This is a genomic window from Cytobacillus firmus (assembly GCF_023612095.1).
Lineage (GTDB): Bacteria > Bacillota > Bacilli > Bacillales > Cytobacillaceae > Cytobacillus.
In genome coordinates, this window is record NZ_CP086235.1 from 252,799 (window position 1) to 270,779 (window position 17,981).

Genomic DNA, 17,981 nt, shown 5'->3' on the forward strand with positions numbered 1-17,981 from the left:
CAGGAAGCTTCGTACAATAATATGAGATATCTCATATTTTGGGGTGGATGATGGAAACATACAAAGGGAAAAAAAGACAGAATTACGTGGAGAAGCACTCTATATCCCATTTATTTTCTTTTCCAATTGAAGAGTTTATAGAAGTGCGCGAATATAAGCGGGATGAGTGGATTATACGTGAGGGCATGAGGCCGGATTATTTGTATTATGTTATCGAGGGAAAAGCCAAGATTTACGTGACGTATCAAAATGGGAAGGTATCTTTGATTAATTTTATCAATGCCCATGATTATATCGGGGAAATGGAGCTTTTGCATGAAGTGTACTATACAAAGGGGATTCAGGCCTCAGCGAAGACAGTCTGTTTTGCGATTCCCCTGCACCATTACCGCAAAAAGCTGCTTGAAGACACGACCTTTCTCCGGGAGCTCACCAAGTTTCTAAGCGTGAAAGCAACCAGGATGGCTGAAAAGTACTCACAGGGCCTATCCTTTCCGCTTGAAAACCGGCTGGCCGATTTCATCCTGCAAACCGCTGATGGGGATGTTTATAAAGAGAAGCATGTAACTGTCTGTGACTTTTTGGGGGTGTCCTACCGCCACCTGTTGCATGTTCTTGTGCAGTTTTGCGAGAAGGGGTATTTGCAGAAGATTGGGCGCCATTACCATATTCGGCAGCCGGACGAATTGCACAGGCTTGCGGATGTGCTAAAAAATGGGTTGGAGACGGGCGGCTGAACCGAATATGAAGCAATGAAAATTCCCACTTAAAGGTAAGCGGTTCCATTCACTGAAATTACCAGCTTCCCAAGCATTCAGGCATACCGGGAAAAAGGTCTTTTTTATTGTGCTATACCCATTGCCAATTCCTCCTTTCAGGCTTATAGTGAATACGAAGGATAAGCTATTACAAAACCTATATATATCTGAAAGGTTTATATAAAGGAGAAGAAGTCCATGTTAGCAGCAAAGAACAGCTACAGAATTGAAAAAGATTTTTTAGGCTCTAAGGAAGTTCCGGAGGATGCCTATTATGGTGTTCAGACGCTTCGTGCGGTTGAGAACTTTCCGATAACAGGCTACCGGATCCATCCGGAGTTAATCAAGGCAATGGCCATCGTGAAAAAGGCAGCGGCCATGGCGAATATGGAAGTTAAGCGCCTTTACTCAGGCATCGGAGACCCGATTGTACAGGCAGCCGATGAAATGATTGAAGGACTTTGGCATGATCAGGTGATTGTGGACCCAATCCAGGGCGGTGCCGGAACATCTATTAATATGAATATTAATGAAATCCTTGCGAACCGTGCGATTGAAATCTTGGGCCATGAAAAGGGCGATTATTCCCATTGCAGCCCTAATACCCATGTGAATATGTCGCAGTCGACAAATGATGCGTTCCCGACAGCTATGCACATCTCAGTGTTAAATCTGCTGGATCAATTAATCCTGACAATGGAAAATATGCACTCAGTTTTCCTTGAAAAATCAAAGGAATTCAGCCATGTGATTAAAATGGGGCGGACTCATCTGCAGGATGCGGTTCCAATCAGGCTTGGGCAGGAATTTGAAGCCTACAGCCGCGTCATTGCACGCGACATCAAGCGTATTCAGCAATCCAAACAGCACTTATATGAGCTGAACATGGGCGCAACGGCAGTAGGAACAGGTCTGAATGCCATCCCGAAATACATTGACTTAGTGGTGAAGCATATTGCCGATATCAGCGGCCTGCCATTTAAAGGGGCAGAACATCTTGTAGACGCCACTCAGAATACGGATTCTTATACAGAAGTCTCCGGAGCACTGAAAATCTGCATGACCAATATGTCCAAAATCGCAAATGACCTGCGCCTGATGGCTTCTGGCCCAAGAGCGGGTCTTGGTGAAATTTCCCTTCCGGCAAGACAGCCGGGCTCATCCATTATGCCTGGTAAAGTAAACCCTGTTCTTCCGGAACTGATCAATCAGGTAGCCTTCCAGGTCATCGGGAACGACAACACGATCTCCCTTGCTTCAGAAGCGGGTCAGCTGGAATTGAACGTCATGGAGCCAGTCCTGATCTTTAACCTTCTGCAATCGATCAGCATTATGAACAATGCGTTCAATACGTTTACAGAGCATTGTGTAAAAGGAATCGAAGCCAATGAAGAAAGAATGAGGGACTATGTTGAAAAGAGTGTGGGCATCATTACCGCCGTCAACCCTCACCTTGGCTATGAAGTCGTATCCAGAATTGCCAGGGAAGCGATTTTAACAGGCCGTTCCATCAGGGAACTGTGCCTGAAATATGATGTTCTGACAGAAGAAGAACTGGATTTAATCCTCGATCCATATGAAATGACGGATCCTGGCATTGCAGGCGCTGCACTGCTTGAAAGAGATTAAGGCAAACAAAAAACGCTTGTCCCCGATTGAGGGGCAAGCGTTTTTTAACTGTCTAGCTCCAGGCGCCATCGGCTCGAGGTCATAAGCTTGTCTTGTTTCGGCTCCTAGGGACTCGAGGTCATAAGCCGCTCCCTTCCAGAAGGAAAAAACACCTTCTTACAGGGATCGTCTTATGCTAGTCGTCCCTGGGCAGTCGCCTCAACATTTCTTTCAATCCGTCCAAAAGGTTAAAGAACAACCTTTCAGCCGGCTCGTCTTATGCTTGTCGCCGATAGGCGGGCGCCTTCCGCTTTTCTATCTATTCATTCCAATTAGTATGGAAAGTCCCTTCCATATCTGTCCGCTCATACGTATGGGCACCGAAGTAATCACGCTGCGCCTGCAGCAGGCTGGCATTTGATCTTCCATTCCGGTAGCTGTCGTAATAGGAAAGAGAAGAGCTCAAGCATGGCAATGCGATGCCGGATTGAATGCCTTCACAGACAATTTTGCGCAAGCCTGTCTGGTAGTCCCTGATTCTTTCCGCAAAGTAAGGAGAGACAAGGAGGTTTGCCAGGTTTGGCTGCTCCTGGTAAGCTTCGCTGATGACATTTAAGAATTCCGCACGAATGATGCAGCCGTCGCGGAAAATCAGGGCGATATCCTTCAGTGGCAGATTCCAGTCATTTTGCTCGGATGACATTTTATATTGGGTAAATCCTTGTGCATAGGCACACACTTTCCCCATATATAAAGCCTGTCTGATGTATTCAATCCAGACGTCTTTTTCAACGGTTATCTCATCCTTCTCAGGACCTGTTAAAAGGGTTTCAGCCGCCACACGCTCATCCTTCAAAGCAGAAATATAGCGTGCGAATAAAGATTCTGTAATGATCGAGGTTGGTATCCCATTATCGATCGCCTGCAGGCTGGTCCATTTTCCGGTTCCTTTTTGCCCGGCTTTATCAAGGATGACGTCGATTTGCGGCAGCCCTGTGCGCTCATCTTTTTTCCTTAAAATAGCTGCTGTGATCTCGATTAAATAGCTCTTCAGCTCGCCTTGATTCCATGTTTCAAAGATATCCGCAATTTCTTCAACAGATAATCCCAGCTTTTCTCTTAAAAGTATATAGGCCTCCGCAATCAGCTGCATATCTGCATACTCGATTCCGTTATGTACCATTTTGACAAAGTGGCCTGCCCCTTTAGGTCCGATGTAGACACAGCAAGGCATACCGTCAACCTTTGCAGCGATCTTTGTAAGAATCGGAGCCGCTTTTTCATAGACATCCCGATCACCGCCAGGCATGATGGAAGGTCCTGTTAAAGCACCCACTTCACCGCCTGAAATGCCGATACCCAAGTAGCCGATTCCTTTTGCTTTCAAATCATCATATCTTTTTTCCGTATCTTTGAAATGGGAGTTGCCGCCGTCCATGATAACGTCGCCCTCTTCAAGGAAAGGAACTAAGCTTGCAATAACAGAATCAATGGCTTTCCCGGCTGTCACCATTAAAAAGACCTTTCTCGGTGTTTCCAGAGACTGAACAAAATCCTCTACTTCGTAATAAGGGCTTATGGCTTGCCCTTCAAGCTTTTGTACCAGCTGATCGGTTAAATCCCTGGTGTAATTATATACAGCTACTTTCTCGCCATTATTGGCCATATTTAAAGCGATATTGCTCCCCATTACGCCGAGACCAATAACCCCAATTGTATTTTTCATAGTTCCTGCTCCTTCATTTCAGAATAATAGGCAATGAACCCCTCTTATGAAGTAGGGTTTCATTGCCTTAAAGTGTTTATACAAATAAGCTTAACAATAAAATAAATCCTAATCCAGCAACAGATATTATTGTTTCAAGCAAAGTCCATGTTGCAAACGTTTCCTTCATGCTCAAACCAAAGTATTCTTTGAACATCCAGAAGCCGGCATCATTGACGTGAGAAGCGATTAAGCTTCCCGCACCTGTTGCAAGCACCACTAAGGCAAGATTTACATCTGTTTGGCCCAGCAGCGGAATGACTAAGCCTGCTGTCGTTAATGCAGCCACTGTGGCAGATCCTAATGAAATCCTCAGGATAGCCGCGATAATCCATGCCAGTAAAATCGGAGACAGGCTTGTCCCTTTGAAAAGCTCGGCCACATAGTCACCGACACCGCCATCAATCAATACCTGTTTGAAGGCGCCGCCTCCGCCGATAATCAAAAGCATCATCCCGATATGGCTGATTGCAGTTGTGCAGGAATCCATCACATTTTTGATTGGGATTTTTCTTGCCAATCCCATGGTATAGATGGCAACCAATAAGGAGATCAGCATCGAAGTGCCGGCATCTCCAATAAAGCGGATGGCAGCAAGTAAGCTATTATCTGCAAATCCCATTGTTTTTTGAAGCAAAGTAATAATCGTTGCGATTGACATTAAAATAACAGGAAGCAAAGCCGTAAATACACTGATTCCAAAAGCTGGTGTGTCTTCAAGCTTAAAGGTTTTCTGCTCTCCCAGAGAAGCGATGTTTCCGCTTTTTGTGAATGAATTCGGAACGAGCTTTTTAGCGATTTTCGTAAAGACCGGTCCAGCTAAAATAACGGTTGGAATCGCAATGATGAAACCATAAAGCAATACTTCCCCAATGTTTGCACCGTATTCACCGGCAATAACGGTTGGACCCGGGTGAGGCGGCAGGAATCCGTGTGTGACAGATAAAGCCGCTGTCATCGGAATACCAAGATACAAAATAGAAATCTTTAATTCTCTTGAAATAGCAAATACGATCGGAATTAATAATACAAGTCCCACTTCAAAGAATAAGGCAACACCAATAATAAAGGATGCAGCCACTACAGCCCATTGGATATTCTTTTCACCGAATTTATTGACAAGAGTCATGGCAATTCGCTGGGCGCCGCCAGAGTCGGCAATCAGCTTGCCCAGCATGGCGCCAAGTCCGAAGATGAGCGCCAGGTGGCCAAGTGTTCCGCCTAATCCGGCTTCAATGGTTTTGACAATCTGGTCGAGCGGCATTCCGAGTGCCAGCGCAACACCAAATGAAACGATAATCAATGAAATAAAGGTATTTAATTTTAAGCCCATTATCAGAATTAATAAGGCAACGATTCCAATTGCTACTATTAACAGCGGCATTGTCATTTCCCCCTAGTCATGTTGTATTAATTTTCTTTGATAGTTTGCGATCGAAGTATATTCATCCTCAAGCGCTCTTGATAATTGGATGAAGATCGGCAGCAGCTGTCTGTATTCTTTTGCAGCCTCTTCCTTCGGTGTATGCTTGTAGGTATCGCCCACCATGTCTGAAACAGCATCAAACGAGTCGATTTTTCCTGTGGCATACAATCCTAAAATACAGGCACCGAGACAGGAGCTTTCATAGCTTTCCGGTATGACGACTTCCGATTCAAAAATGTCGGACATCATTTGACGCCAAACCTCAGATCTGGCAAAGCCACCTGTTGCCTGAATCCGGGTTACCGGGCCGTCCATGCATTCCACTAATGCCAGGTACACGGTGTACAGATTATAAATGACGCCTTCAAGCGCTGCCCGGATCATATGCTCCTTCTTATGGGACATCGTTAATCCGAAGAAAGATCCGCGCACATCCGGGTTCCATAAAGGAGCGCGTTCACCTGCGAGGTATGGATGGAACAGCAGGCCATCAGCGCCCGGTCTGACGCGTTCGGCGATTTTTGTTAAAACCTCGTAAGGATCAATGCCTAATCTCTTGGCTGTTTCGATTTCAGATGAGGCAAATTCATCCCGGATCCAGCGGAGGACCATTCCTCCATTGTTCACCGGCCCGCCAATCACCCAATGATTTTCTGTTAAGGCATAACAGAAGATTCTCCCTTTTTCATCGGTCTGGGGCTTGTCAATAATGGTACGTATCGCACCGCTTGTCCCAATGGTGATGGCGATCTCACCTTTTCTGATCGCATTCACACCCAGGTTCGAAAGCACACCATCACTTGCGCCGATCACAAAAGGTGTTTCTGGATCGATGCCCATTTGTTTGGCTAAAACAGGATGGCAGTTTTGGAACATCTTTGTCGTAGGAACGAGTTCGGATAGCTGTGAGCGGGTGATGCCCGCTATGGCTAATGCCTCTTCATCCCAGTCCAATGTCTTGAGATTCATCATGCCCATGCAGGAAGCAAGTGAATAATCGACAGCATATTCATTAAAAAGCTTTTTGAAAATATATTCTTTAATGCCGATATATTTTTTGGTCCTGCTGGCGATCTCCGGACGCTCCTTCACAAGCCAGGTAATCTTGCTTAATGGGGACATCGGATGGATCGGTGTTCCGGTCCGTTTATAGACCTCATGTCCATTCCAGTCTTCTTTAATTTTACGTGCCCATGCTTCACTGCGGTTATCGGCCCAGGTAATAACGGGCGTAAGCGGCAGATCATTCTCATCCATCGCGATCACACTATGCATCGCACTGCTGAAGGACACAAAGCTCAGCTTTTTATCATGATGGATTTTCGTAATATTCGCTATCGCTTGAACGACAGCAGAGAAAATCTCATCAGGATCCTGTTCTGCTGTAGAGATATCAGGAGTGTACAGCGGATACCCGATGTTCTCCTGCTGAATCACATCCCCTTTTTCACTGAATAACACGGCTTTTGTACTGGTGGTTCCAATATCAATCCCTAACATATAGCTAGTCATCTTGTTGTTTAACCCCTTTGGACAGCATTTGCTGTGACCTCCATAAATCGTCCACTTTCCCTTGAACATCATCAAAATTTTCGTGCAGCGACTGAATCATGAGGTCTCTGTCTTTTGTTTTAATGGCATCAATATATAGTTCATGATTTTTCACAATCCGATCAAGATCTTCATAATTTTCCTTAAAGCGCACGCGCATGGATAAAAGAATGAAGCCTTCCATCACAGGCTTTAAATTATTCCAGATCAGCTGGATATAAGAATGGCCAATAGACCCGATAATAATTTCGTGGAACAGAATATCCTGATACGCAAACTCATCCGCATCCCGATACTTGACAGCCACCTTCATCATTTCCAGCACCTTGCTGAGCTCCATCGCCAACTCATTTGTGTCCATGCTGATAAGACGTTCAAACACGAATGTCTCAATCATCAGACGAACATCGTATATTTCTTCGATTTCTTTTTCAGTTAACCCGGCAACCACAGCACCCGTTCTTTCCAAGCGGATGATATTTTCAGATGCCAGTGTCCGTAAGGCTTCACGAATCGGTGAACGGCTCACTGCAAAATCAGCGGCCAACTTATTTTCAGAAAGCGTGGTACCGCTTTCAATCAACCCGGCAATAATGCGCATTCTAAGCTCATATGCGACACGGTCGCCAGAGGAAGCCTTAGAAAGCCATTTTTGCGGATATAGAAATTCAGTAGAATCTTTCATGACATCACCTTTATGAAATGACATTTTAAGTATACGTGTATACTTGTATACAAGTATTATAATCCAAATGAAATAAAATGCAAACGCTTTACATTTTATTTTTATTTGGATTTATTGTTTAAATTTGGGTTTGTTTGGGTTGGGGTGGTGCGTTTCAGAGGCTGGATCAGCTTCGGCCAGAGGGAGTAGGAACCCGGTCCAACTTCGGACACAAAAAGGAGAAATCCGGTATCATGAGTCAGAACCTGAGCCAACTTCGGACACAAACCGGCAGAACGGGGGATCCAGAGTCAGAACCCGGTCCAACTTCGGACACAAACCGGCAGAACCGAGGAACCAGAGTCAGAACCTGGTCCAACTTCGGACACAAAACAGCAGAACGGGGATCCAGAGTCAGAACCAGGGATCCAGAGTCAGAACCAGGCCCAACTTCGTACACAAAACAGCAGAACGGGGGATCCAGAGTCAGAACCTGGTCCAACTTCGGACACAAAACAGCAGAACCGAGGAACCAGAGTCAGAACCTGAGCCAACTTCGGACACAAACCGGCAGAACCAAGGATCCAGAGTCAGAACCCGGCCCAGCTTCGGACACAAACCGGCAGAATGGAGTATCCTGAGTCAGAACCCAGCCCAACTTCGGACACAAACCGGCAGAACGGGGGATCCAGAGTCAGAACCCAGCCCAACTTCGGACACAAACCGGCAGAACCGAGAATCCAGAGTCAGAACCAGGCCCAACTTCGGACACAAACCGGCAGAACTGAGCAAACAGAGTCAGAACCAGGCCACACCACCGGACAAAAGAACCCCGAACCCGCCTCACCTCCAACATCCAACCAACCACACTCACACAAAATAGGTATTACTGGTGCTGCCGCGCGCCGTAAAGTTTTTCTTTAATACCCTGGAGTAAGTTCGTTTGCTTATATCAGCCTTACACCATTCATAAATGCCTTGGGTCGTCAGCTTTCGTTCAGGAAAGAGAAACTTGAATTCTCGTATATTGCGCAAGATTGCCTGCTCCAATTTTTCACGCCCGCCGCATTTTTCACATACCAGAGTCCTGTGTACAGGACTGAGAAGAGAATGACAGTCCAGGCAATACATCCCTTTTTTCAGCCGGTCAAAGTGATAGTCAGGCAAAATGGTATAAGGATTTTTGGTTTGATGGAGTGACAGTAATTGCTGGGCCAGTTTTCTGTGACCCTCATGTAGTTTGGACGGGGTATGATTCAAGTCTTTCAGGAATCGGTTTATTTGGGTTGGCAGGATAATGGGCTGGTCCATGGGGGCTTGGTATAAGGTGAATTCAGGGTTAATAAAAATAATGGAGGCTTCAACGGGAATGGTTTGCTTGAGGATTTGAAGCAGCTGGCGGAATAGGGCGGCACTTCGTTTTAATTGGTATACAGGATTCTTATATTCCCGGCCGGTATTCACGGCATATAGCTTGTCAGATTCCAGCTGCCAGTCTCCCAGGAAATTTTTTATTTCTATTAGATGGATCATACTTTCTGAAATGATCAAGGTGTCAATTTGAAAATAGGAGTTGTTCACTTCCAGTAACAGATCATGAATCACCAGCCTTTCTTCAGTCAATTTTTCAGTCAGAAGATCAAATTTCACCTCTCCTTCATAGCCTTTTTCAAGGTTGGCCCAGTGCTGTTTTTCTTTTTCGGTTAACTCCATTCGGGTGTTTAAATACCTCATACACCATAATTCATCCGACGGAAATCTTCTTTTTAATAACATTTTTCCACTTCCTTTCTTTACCTCTAAATCTATTGTAAAATAAATTTCGAAAATTACAAATACTTTACCCGAACTTTCTTGCCATTTGCCGATTTCCATGAAGAGAACCCCGCCCACTTTCTAATTTGTATAAAATAGTATATAATTATCAGATAATGCTAGCTATATTACCTTATCAATCATTATAATAGAATAGAATATGTACTTTGTGTGACGGAAAAGGCGTGTCCTTGGGTGATGTCTTTCGAGTGGTGATGCCTGAGCAAAGCGCCTGCAGTTTTTGGCAAATTTCTGGGATAAGGAAGGGTTAAAATGAGCAGCGTACAGAACAAAACAGACGTTATCTTAATTGGTGCCGGAATCATGAGCGCGACTTTGGGATCTTTACTGAAAGAGTTAGCACCGGAATGGGAAATCAAAGTGTTTGAGAAGCTCGCCAGCGCAGGAGAAGAAAGCTCTAACGAATGGAATAATGCAGGGACGGGACATGCTGCATTGTGCGAGCTTAACTATACATCTGAAAAATCCGATGGATCAATAGATATCGCTAAAGCGATCAATGTAAATGAACAGTTTCAGCTTTCCAGACAGTTTTGGTCTTATCTTGTAGAAAACAGCCTGATTACCAATCCGCAGGACTTTATTATGCCAATCCCTCATATGAGCTTTGTTCAGGGAGAAGAAAATGTATCGTTTTTGAAAAAACGTTTGGAAGCGCTGTCAGCTAATCCGCTGTTTCAGGGCATGGAATTTTCCGATGATCCTGAGAAGCTGAAGGAATGGATTCCGGTGATGATGGAAGGCCGTAAATCCGATGAGCCGATTGCAGCCACAAAAATCGATTCCGGAACGGATGTCAACTTCGGTGCGTTAACGCGCATGCTGTTTGACCATTTAAAGAGCAAAAATGTCGATGTTCATTACCAGCACAGCGTCCAGGATTTAAAGCGTGCCGGCGATGGATCGTGGAATGTAAAAGTGCGGAATATGGAAAGCGGCACAACCGAAAACCATCAGGCGAAGTTTGTCTTTATCGGCGGGGGCGGCGGAAGCCTGCATCTGCTGCAGAAGACGGGCATCCCTGAATCGAAGCATATTGGCGGATTCCCGGTAAGCGGACTGTTCCTGGTCTGCAACGATCCGGAAATCGTTGAGAAGCACCATGCGAAGGTATACGGAAAAGCCAAAGTGGGTGCTCCTCCAATGTCTGTGCCGCATCTGGATACAAGATTCATTGATAACAAGAAATCCCTGCTGTTCGGCCCGTTTGCCGGATTTTCACCGAAATTCCTGAAAACAGGCTCCAATATGGACTTGATCAAGTCTGTTAAGCCGAACAATGTCATCACCATGCTGGCTGCAGGTGCAAAGGAAATGGCGCTGACAAAATATCTGATTCAGCAAGTGATGCTGTCCCATGAACAGCGTGTGGAAGAACTGCGTGAGTTCATTCCAAACGCAAAGAGCGAAGATTGGAGTGTCGTAGTAGCCGGCCAGCGTGTGCAGGTCATCAAGGATACACCTGCCGGAAAAGGAACCCTGCAATTCGGCACAGAAGTAGTCAGTGCGTCTGACGGCTCGGTTGCTGCCCTGCTCGGAGCTTCACCGGGTGCTTCAACAGCCGTTAATGTCATGCTTGAAGTATTGCAGAAGTGCTTCCCTGAGCAAATGGACGAATGGCATTTTAAAATTAAGAAAATGATTCCGTCCTACGGTATGTCACTATCTGAAAATCCTAAGCTGTTCCGTGAGATTCACGAATCCACAGCGCAGGTGCTTGGCCTCAGCGAAAAGGAAAAGCATCAGGAGCTTGCTTACAACTGATTATAATAGGAACCCTTAGGCCGAATTCGGTTTGGGGGTTCTTTTTTGTGGATAAAAAGGTATCATTTAAACTTCGATAACAGTCCAGCTCCAGCGCCTTCCCCGTCGAGGTCACAAGCCAATCCTATGAATAGACTTTTAAAAGTGACAGGAATATTAATGCTGTCGGTCAGCCTTTTAAAGGCTGCAGTGAGGATGTTTCACATGAAACACCAGCAGTAAAAGCGAGTGCCAGGACAGAAGCAAGCAATACAGAAGGGAGTTAGCGCATAAGCTTTGACCTGGGAATTTCTCTCAAATCGCAGCTGCAGCTGATTCTCTTCTTTTCATTACGAGTGTAAGCCTTAATAGAGAGAACAATAAACCGGATAGTAGGAAGCTCTTTGAAAGCGTACCAGCCTTAATGGCTGGGTTTTTTGCTGTAAAAGCACGTGTATGGCCCCTGCAACCCCTGCGTGCGCCCTCCTGCAACCAATCCTATCTTTACTTTTGGCCAAAAAATTCACCATAATGGGAGTATCGATCTGCAGAAAGGTGATTGTGAATATGATTTTTGCCGAAAAGCTTAAGAAGGAGAGGAAAGAGAAAGGATGGTCACAGGAGGAACTGGCTGAAAAGCTGTATGTGAGCCGCCAGTCTGTTTCTAAATGGGAGAATGGCCAGAATTATCCCAGCATTGAAATTATTATTAAACTAAGTGATCTGTTTGGGGTTACGATTGATGAATTATTAAGGAGTGATGAGGAATTGACGGAGAAAGTGATTAAGGACAGCAGACAATTAGCTTATCCAAGATTGAAAGTATTTTTTGATTGTTTATTTCTGATAGGATCCGCTATGCTAATCCTTAAACTAAGCATTTTAGGACTTAATCATTTTACTGAACTGGAGATCCCTCTTCGTGGATCGTTTTTCTGGAATTTCGGTCCTCTGTTTTTAATGTTAGGCGGCGGAATTTTCTCTGACACATTAAAAAAGAAATATAAAACTGAGTAACGAACCCTGCATTCTTGTGCATGGATTGTCGGGTTCACACCACCAGCTCCTGCTATTCTTTAGATACAAGGAGGTCATCGATATGGATTTGCTGCAAAATATGAATCGGGCGATGAAATATATTGAAGAGCATTTAGCCGAAGAGGTTGATTTCAAAGAAGCGGCTAAGCTTTCTTATTGCTCGGAGTACCATTTTAAACGAATGTTTTCCTTTCTGGCGGGGGTATCGCTTTCGGAGTATATCCGCAGAAGACGGCTGACCTTGGCTGCCTTTGACCTGAAGGACCAGAGGGCTAAGGTCATTGAGGTAGCCATGAAATATGGATACAGCTCGCCTGATTCGTTTACCAGAGCGTTCCAGCAGCTTCATGGCATCACTCCATCAGAAGCAAGGAGCAATGGCCACGCCCTGAAGGCTTATCCGCCGATGACCTTCCATCTATCTATTAAGGGAGGAACTGAAATGAACTATCGTATTGAGGAGAAAGAGGCGTTTCGAATTGTGGGCTTAAAGAAGCGGGTGCCGATTATTTTTAACGGAGTGAATCCGGAGATTGCGGACATGTGGAAGAGCCTGAACGAAGAAAAGATTAGGATGCTCAAGAGTTTATCGGACACAGAGCCATTCGGCCTGATCAGTGCATCAGCCAATTTTTCTGAAGGAAGAATGGAAGAAAAAGGTGAGCTTGACCATTATATCGGAGCTGCCACTACAAAGGAATGCCCTGCGGGGATGGAATCTCTTGAAATTCCGGCCACATCATGGGCAGTATTTGAAGCAGTGGGGCCGTTTCCGGAAACGCTTCAGAACGTATGGGGACGGATTTACTCGGAATGGTTCCCATCCTCTTCCTATCAGCAGATAGAAGGGCCGGAAATTCTCTGGAATGAAAGCAAAGATACGGCTTCACCAGCATTCCGCAGTGAAATCTGGATTCCGGTTGCAAAAAAACAGGACTCCTAAGCCTTAGCCAGTGGAGTCCCGTCTATTATTCCCTCAGGCGATCCGGCAATCCCTGGATTGAGGACACAACAACATCCAGCTTGGCTTCGATCCGGTTCAGCAGAAAAAGCGTGACCACAATCGGGAAGCCGAGTTCGCTGATCAGGGTGACCATCTGTTCCATCGTGCATGCTCCTTTCTATTCATCTATAAAAAGGCCGGGTTCCAAAGAATCCGGCCTCTTTTCCTTACATTAGTTCATAATCTGTTACATTGCGCTCTACTAATCTGGCGCCTTTAGCTGCAACAAGGTCACCGCCATTGCCGTCAAAAGCGTTAGCCGCAATGATCTGTTCCATCACTGCCTTTACAGCTGCCGGATCAATCGGTTCCTTCGGGCTGTCCACCGAAAGCTTGGTTTCCTTGCCCATTTCTGTTTCGAATGTCATTTCAAGTGATTTAGCCATGTTTTTCACCTCCTGTTTTGTTTATTTTTCTCAGACATTAGCCTAAGATATCGAAGCTGTCGTTTCTGTTTAGCTCAGTCAGCGGGTAGCTTGATAATCCAGCGATTGCCTGTCCCACTGTGAAAAGCTGGTCCGCTGTAGCGGATTGTTTCACGCCGCTGTAGGTTTTTGATTTGTAAACCGGCTTGCCCTGCCCGTTAAGGCCTGTTTCAAAAACCAGGCGAAGTTTGGAATCAGTGATAATTGCTTGTGCCATCTCGAACACCTCCTTTCACCTTCTATATATACTTTGGAGGGAGAAAAGGACAGGGTGAATTTAATTAAGCTGCATTATTTTCTTCAGCTTCTCGCGGGCACCGTGCCGCCAGTTTTTGACTGCAGAAGGGGAGACCCGTTCTTTTTCAGCAATTTCTCTGACAGACAGCTCATCACATAATGTATAGTGAAGCCATTTCATTTGGTTTTCAGATAACAGTCCGCATTTTTTGTAAAGTTCTTGTGTGAGCTCTGGACTGGGAGCTGGTGAGGGGTCTTCGATGAATTCCCAGAAGTCTGCTTCCGGATAGATATATCGGTCAATCTGGTTTGTTTGCCTGGTTAATTCCGTCATCATTTTTCCTTTTACCATACTGTAAGCGTAGGAAAGGAAGGCCCCTTTTGCATCGTTATGATTTTTCCATGCCTGCCAAAGGGTTATTAAACCCAGCTGGTAGAATTCCTCAGTGTTTTTATAGATGTTCAATTTTTGCATAATGTTATGAATCATAGGTTCATATTGTGCTGCTAACTGTTCAAAACTCTCCATGAAATATCCCTTCAAGGAAAGCGCGCTCTCTGTGTATTCCCGGGTAGCTCAAACATAGCCTGGCAGCCATTTTTTTACGAATCCAGTAAAAGTCATAAATCGGCCTTTTAAGCCCCCTGAGACCGGAGTTATAGGGTCTAAGGCTGGAGTAAAGGGATCTAACTCCCAACAAAGGGGCAGTTAGCTACTTTTTGTAAAAAAAATTTAGCGAAAAGGCATTATCCTCAGCGGGAAACCCCATTTCATGCAATTCTTCAAAGTATTTTTCTTCAAATTTCTTATTCAGAATTCCGTAGAAATAAGCGATGGGCTTAGCAATAATGCTGGTTTTCATTTTCCGGATCAGCTGTTTAAAGGAATGGAGGGCTGTTTCTGGAATAGTGTTCAACTCACAATTATTTTTATATGCTGCAATGACTGCCATTCTCCAAAACTCCTCAATCTGCTTTGCTTCCGGAAAAAAGTATTTTACAGTGCTGCTAAATGATTGTGGTACACGGTCACTAGTAAAAGTGTGATCGAGGACGGCTTCGTTACGTTTAGTACTCTTTTGATTTTTATTAGTTTTAGAAAGATTGATAGTTTTATTAGGGGGGTCCAATTTTTCCTGCTTAGGTGGGTCACTCTTGGGGAAACGATTAAAAACATATAAATTACTGGACTGGGAGCCGTTTTTTCTCTCTGTTTCATGCACGGTAAAAATACCAAGGTGTGAAGCCTTGGCAATCATTCTTTTAAAAGTGGAGCGGGAAATGCCATTGCCGTTATATTCTTCGTGGATGGCTTTTAACACCGTTCCGATCTTGGCATTGGATACCCCGGGAATTTTTGCAGCAAAACGAACCAGCCTCTTTAAACCGGCCAGCTCCCCCTTGGAAAACTTGTATTTATGCACCGCAAGCCACATTTCTAAATGGGCATTAAACTCCTGAAGATCTTTAAATTGAGAAAACTGTCCAAACTGGTCCACACTGCCTGATTTCAAATTCATTAAACTGCACCACCCTTTCACCTTCTATATACAAATCAAGGGGGCAGAAGGACAGGGTGGTTTTGAGAGAGTTGTGACAGAAATGTGAAAATCTATCTCTCCGCAGCCTGTGGCGGCTGTTCAAGCCATTTTTGCTTTATGGCAATCATCAGGCCTTTTCCATAATAAAGAGACATGTTTTTACTGATGCCAAGCAGTTTAATGATTATATCGGATCTTAGGCTGGAGGTCATGGCCTGGCTGATCATGGTGAAGCAGAATATCCCGATACAGGTGTTCACAAAGAACAGCATCATTTTCTCTGAAAAAGGAGGAAGATCCACGTCAAATTGGGTGAGCTCTTTGGCAGAGGAAACCGGAATATTTTCCTTGTCCATTACTTCCTGAAGGGATCGCAGCACGCCCTCGATCAAATCTCTTCCTTTGCTGAAATGATCCTTCATTTCGTTTCTTTGAGAAAAATGGCTGAAGGCCGCAAAGATCTTTCTCGAGAATTGGGCCCTATGAATCACTCTGGATAGATTCGCAATTTCAGGAGCATTAAGCGCTCGGGATCCGCCCTTAAACCCATTAAGGTAATTAATGCTCCGGGCAAAATCAATCCGGTCATCAAGCTTAATATTGGGCGGCTTTGGGTAAATGCCCTTGGATAACATCAAATCCACAATTTCATTTTGGATCTTTAACGTGAACTTAAGTGTGATCTCAAAATAATCCCGGATATCTTTACGGGTGCTTTGACCCAGGGCACTTGGATATGTACTCAATGAAAGCTGGGTAATATCATGGCAAAAAAATAAAATAAAATGATCGGAGAATACTTTACCGGCATTTATATTTATATCCTCATCCGTGAAACCAAGGGGCACGGACATGCTCTCTTTATGAAAAAAATCCTGGAGCTGCTTGAGGTTTTTACCGGACTGATGTAGCAGCCTTCCAACAATCTTTCTGACTTTGCGATCCTCAGCCGTTTGAAAAAAATAGGTAAAAAACTGCAGCTCCATGCTGTTTTTTAAATAAGATGACCAAATATTCGAGACCTCAGAGACCGTCAGCTCTTTAGAACGCACTGCCATCACTCCTTTTAGTCAAATTAATGATATAAAAATATCTTCATGGTTCCTTTGCTGTCCATGGTAGCTAACAGAACATTATTAATTTCTGTCTGATAGAAACGTTCTAAATGGGCGATTAGCCATCTTTCGTCCTTTTGTATGGTTTGCAGCACTTTTTTATCCACTTTGCCTTCCTTAATAATGGTTCTTGGCATATCGAATGGTTCTGTATCTCTTTGCAGGAAAGCAGGTGTAATAGGTTCATATTTGGGATCCAAAAAGAAGGAAATGCTTCCGTTTGCTTCCCATAGAGCAAGCGCCACCTTTTTTACATCTTCTACTTTTTTCTCGCGTAATTCCTCCAGCAGCACATCAATGGAAATCCTTGCTTTATTTAAGCCCTTATAGATGATTTCTCCATTCTGTACGAGGGGGATGGGCTTGCTGTTTACCATTCTTCTAACCGCTGGCCATTTCAGGATGCTGAATAAACTGATCAGGTAAAGAACGACAAGGACAATGGTTGTAACAATTGAACCCTTTAGTCCCAGCTCCTCATCTGATAAGGGGTGGGCAATAATATTGCCAATCACTAAAGCCATTACTAAATCCAGGAGTCTTAATTGGGAAATGGCACGCTGTCCCAGCACTTTGGCGACAATGACTAAGAAGAAATAAGCGATGACAGCCCTGAGTCCCCACTCCATGGCAGAAAGTGAGTGCTGACTCTGTAAAAAATCCATTTATGGCACATCCTTAAAAGTAAAGTACAGCTTTATACAAGTGTTTTCCTATCCAGTTGCAAATATGCAAAAGGGAGGAAGATTTGTAAATTATTAACAATACATATATGATTTGTCTTTTTGAAAAACTAAGCAAAAGGAGGTTATCTATATGAAAAAATACTTATTGATGCTTTTTCTATCTTTATCTTTCGTAACATTAACAGGCTGCGGAAACGATGAAAAGCCTGAAGAAGACGAACAGGTTGAAGATGTGGAAGAAGAGGATGAAATAGGCGACGGAGAAGTGGATGATGAGTAATTAAACTGCTTGGAGTTTGGAAAGAGGGTGCGCTGGATTTGAACCAGGAGCAGGTTCGGACACAGAATGCAGGAAAGCGCCAGTTAGAGTCCGAACTTAGGTTACTTCGGACACAGAATGCAGGAAAGCGCCAGTTAGAGTCCGAACTTAGGTTACTTCGGACACAGAATGCAGGAAAGCGCGAGTTAGAGTCGGAACCGGGGCCAACTTCAGACACAAAAAGCAAGAAAGCGCGAGTTAGAGTCGGAACCCAGGGCAACTTCAGACACAAAAGGCAGGAAACCGCGAGTTAGAGTCAGAACCCA

18 protein-coding genes are annotated in these 17,981 nt (G+C 44.5%); 6 read left to right on the plus strand and 12 right to left on the minus strand.

Annotated features, from left to right (window positions below; translation table 11 throughout):
- Window positions 1-50: 50 nt before the first annotated feature.
- Both yeiL and aspA read left to right on the plus strand, forming a co-directional pair.
- Complete coding sequence (yeiL, locus tag LLY41_RS01385; protein ID WP_304587997.1) at window positions 51-737, plus strand: transcriptional regulator YeiL; 687 nt, start codon at window positions 51-53, stop codon at window positions 735-737.
- Window positions 738-956: 219 nt separating this feature from the next.
- The gene (aspA, locus tag LLY41_RS01390) at window positions 957-2,387 is read left to right on the plus strand and encodes an aspartate ammonia-lyase (protein ID WP_304586720.1); all 1,431 of its coding nucleotides are present in this window, start codon (window positions 957-959) and stop codon (window positions 2,385-2,387) included.
- A gap of 298 nt (window positions 2,388-2,685) precedes the next feature.
- On the opposite strand, the gene gnd is transcribed toward aspA, so the two are convergent.
- From gnd to LLY41_RS01415, 5 genes are all read right to left on the minus strand, one after another.
- Window positions 2,686-4,092: a decarboxylating NADP(+)-dependent phosphogluconate dehydrogenase gene (gene gnd / locus LLY41_RS01395; RefSeq protein WP_304586721.1), complete on the minus strand. Its 1,407-nt coding sequence runs from the start codon at window positions 4,090-4,092 to the stop codon at window positions 2,686-2,688.
- A gap of 76 nt (window positions 4,093-4,168) precedes the next feature.
- The gene (locus LLY41_RS01400; protein ID WP_095245598.1) at window positions 4,169-5,515 is read right to left on the minus strand and encodes a GntP family permease; all 1,347 of its coding nucleotides are present in this window, start codon (window positions 5,513-5,515) and stop codon (window positions 4,169-4,171) included.
- 12 nt (window positions 5,516-5,527) lie between these two features.
- Window positions 5,528-7,069, minus strand: a complete 1,542-nt coding sequence (gene gntK / locus LLY41_RS01405; RefSeq protein WP_095245599.1) for a gluconokinase — start codon at window positions 7,067-7,069, stop codon at window positions 5,528-5,530.
- Window positions 7,062-7,793 (minus strand): GntR family transcriptional regulator, encoded by a 732-nt coding sequence (locus tag LLY41_RS01410; protein ID WP_095245600.1) that lies wholly within the window; start codon window positions 7,791-7,793, stop codon window positions 7,062-7,064. The genes gntK and LLY41_RS01410 overlap by 8 nt, the downstream gene beginning before the upstream one ends.
- An 849-nt stretch (window positions 7,794-8,642) precedes the next feature.
- Window positions 8,643-9,548 (minus strand): nuclease-related domain-containing protein, encoded by a 906-nt coding sequence (locus LLY41_RS01415; RefSeq protein ID WP_304586722.1) that lies wholly within the window; start codon window positions 9,546-9,548, stop codon window positions 8,643-8,645.
- A gap of 312 nt (window positions 9,549-9,860) precedes the next feature.
- Between LLY41_RS01415 and LLY41_RS01420 the strand changes: the two genes are divergently transcribed.
- From LLY41_RS01420 to LLY41_RS01430, 3 genes are all read left to right on the plus strand, one after another.
- Window positions 9,861-11,372 carry a malate:quinone oxidoreductase gene (locus LLY41_RS01420; RefSeq protein WP_304586723.1) on the plus strand — a complete coding sequence of 504 codons (1,512 nt, stop codon included), beginning with the start codon at window positions 9,861-9,863 and terminating at the stop codon, window positions 11,370-11,372.
- A 546-nt stretch (window positions 11,373-11,918) separates the two neighbouring features.
- Window positions 11,919-12,368, plus strand: coding sequence for a helix-turn-helix domain-containing protein (locus LLY41_RS01425; protein ID WP_095245603.1), 450 nt, complete (start codon window positions 11,919-11,921; stop codon window positions 12,366-12,368).
- 82 nt (window positions 12,369-12,450) lie between these two features.
- Complete coding sequence (locus LLY41_RS01430; RefSeq protein WP_095245604.1) at window positions 12,451-13,332, plus strand: AraC family transcriptional regulator; 882 nt, start codon at window positions 12,451-12,453, stop codon at window positions 13,330-13,332.
- A gap of 25 nt (window positions 13,333-13,357) precedes the next feature.
- Here LLY41_RS01430 and LLY41_RS01435 read toward each other — a convergent pair whose 3' ends face one another.
- The 7 genes from LLY41_RS01435 to LLY41_RS01465 form a co-directional block, all read right to left on the minus strand.
- Window positions 13,358-13,495: a YvrJ family protein gene (locus tag LLY41_RS01435; protein WP_048010265.1), complete on the minus strand. Its 138-nt coding sequence runs from the start codon at window positions 13,493-13,495 to the stop codon at window positions 13,358-13,360.
- A 64-nt stretch (window positions 13,496-13,559) separates the two neighbouring features.
- Window positions 13,560-13,778, minus strand: a complete 219-nt coding sequence (locus LLY41_RS01440) for a DUF2922 domain-containing protein (protein ID WP_095245605.1) — start codon at window positions 13,776-13,778, stop codon at window positions 13,560-13,562.
- Window positions 13,779-13,815: 37 nt separating this feature from the next.
- Window positions 13,816-14,034 carry a DUF1659 domain-containing protein gene (locus tag LLY41_RS01445; protein WP_095245606.1) on the minus strand — a complete coding sequence of 73 codons (219 nt, stop codon included), beginning with the start codon at window positions 14,032-14,034 and terminating at the stop codon, window positions 13,816-13,818.
- Between the two features lie 60 nt (window positions 14,035-14,094).
- Window positions 14,095-14,583, minus strand: coding sequence for a sigma-70 family RNA polymerase sigma factor (locus LLY41_RS01450; protein ID WP_095245607.1), 489 nt, complete (start codon window positions 14,581-14,583; stop codon window positions 14,095-14,097).
- Window positions 14,584-14,767: 184 nt separating this feature from the next.
- Window positions 14,768-15,574, minus strand: coding sequence for a hypothetical protein (locus LLY41_RS01455; protein ID WP_095245608.1), 807 nt, complete (start codon window positions 15,572-15,574; stop codon window positions 14,768-14,770).
- A gap of 92 nt (window positions 15,575-15,666) precedes the next feature.
- On the minus strand, window positions 15,667-16,653 hold the full coding sequence (locus tag LLY41_RS01460; RefSeq protein WP_304586724.1) for a DUF3231 family protein: 987 nt from the start codon (window positions 16,651-16,653) through the stop codon (window positions 15,667-15,669).
- A gap of 17 nt (window positions 16,654-16,670) precedes the next feature.
- Window positions 16,671-17,375, minus strand: coding sequence for a DUF421 domain-containing protein (locus tag LLY41_RS01465; protein WP_304586725.1), 705 nt, complete (start codon window positions 17,373-17,375; stop codon window positions 16,671-16,673).
- A 151-nt stretch (window positions 17,376-17,526) separates the two neighbouring features.
- Between LLY41_RS01465 and LLY41_RS01470 the strand changes: the two genes are divergently transcribed.
- Entirely contained in the window at window positions 17,527-17,676 is a 150-nt protein-coding gene (locus tag LLY41_RS01470) for a hypothetical protein (RefSeq protein ID WP_197217394.1), read from the plus strand.
- The last annotated feature ends 305 nt before the right edge of the window (window positions 17,677-17,981 follow it).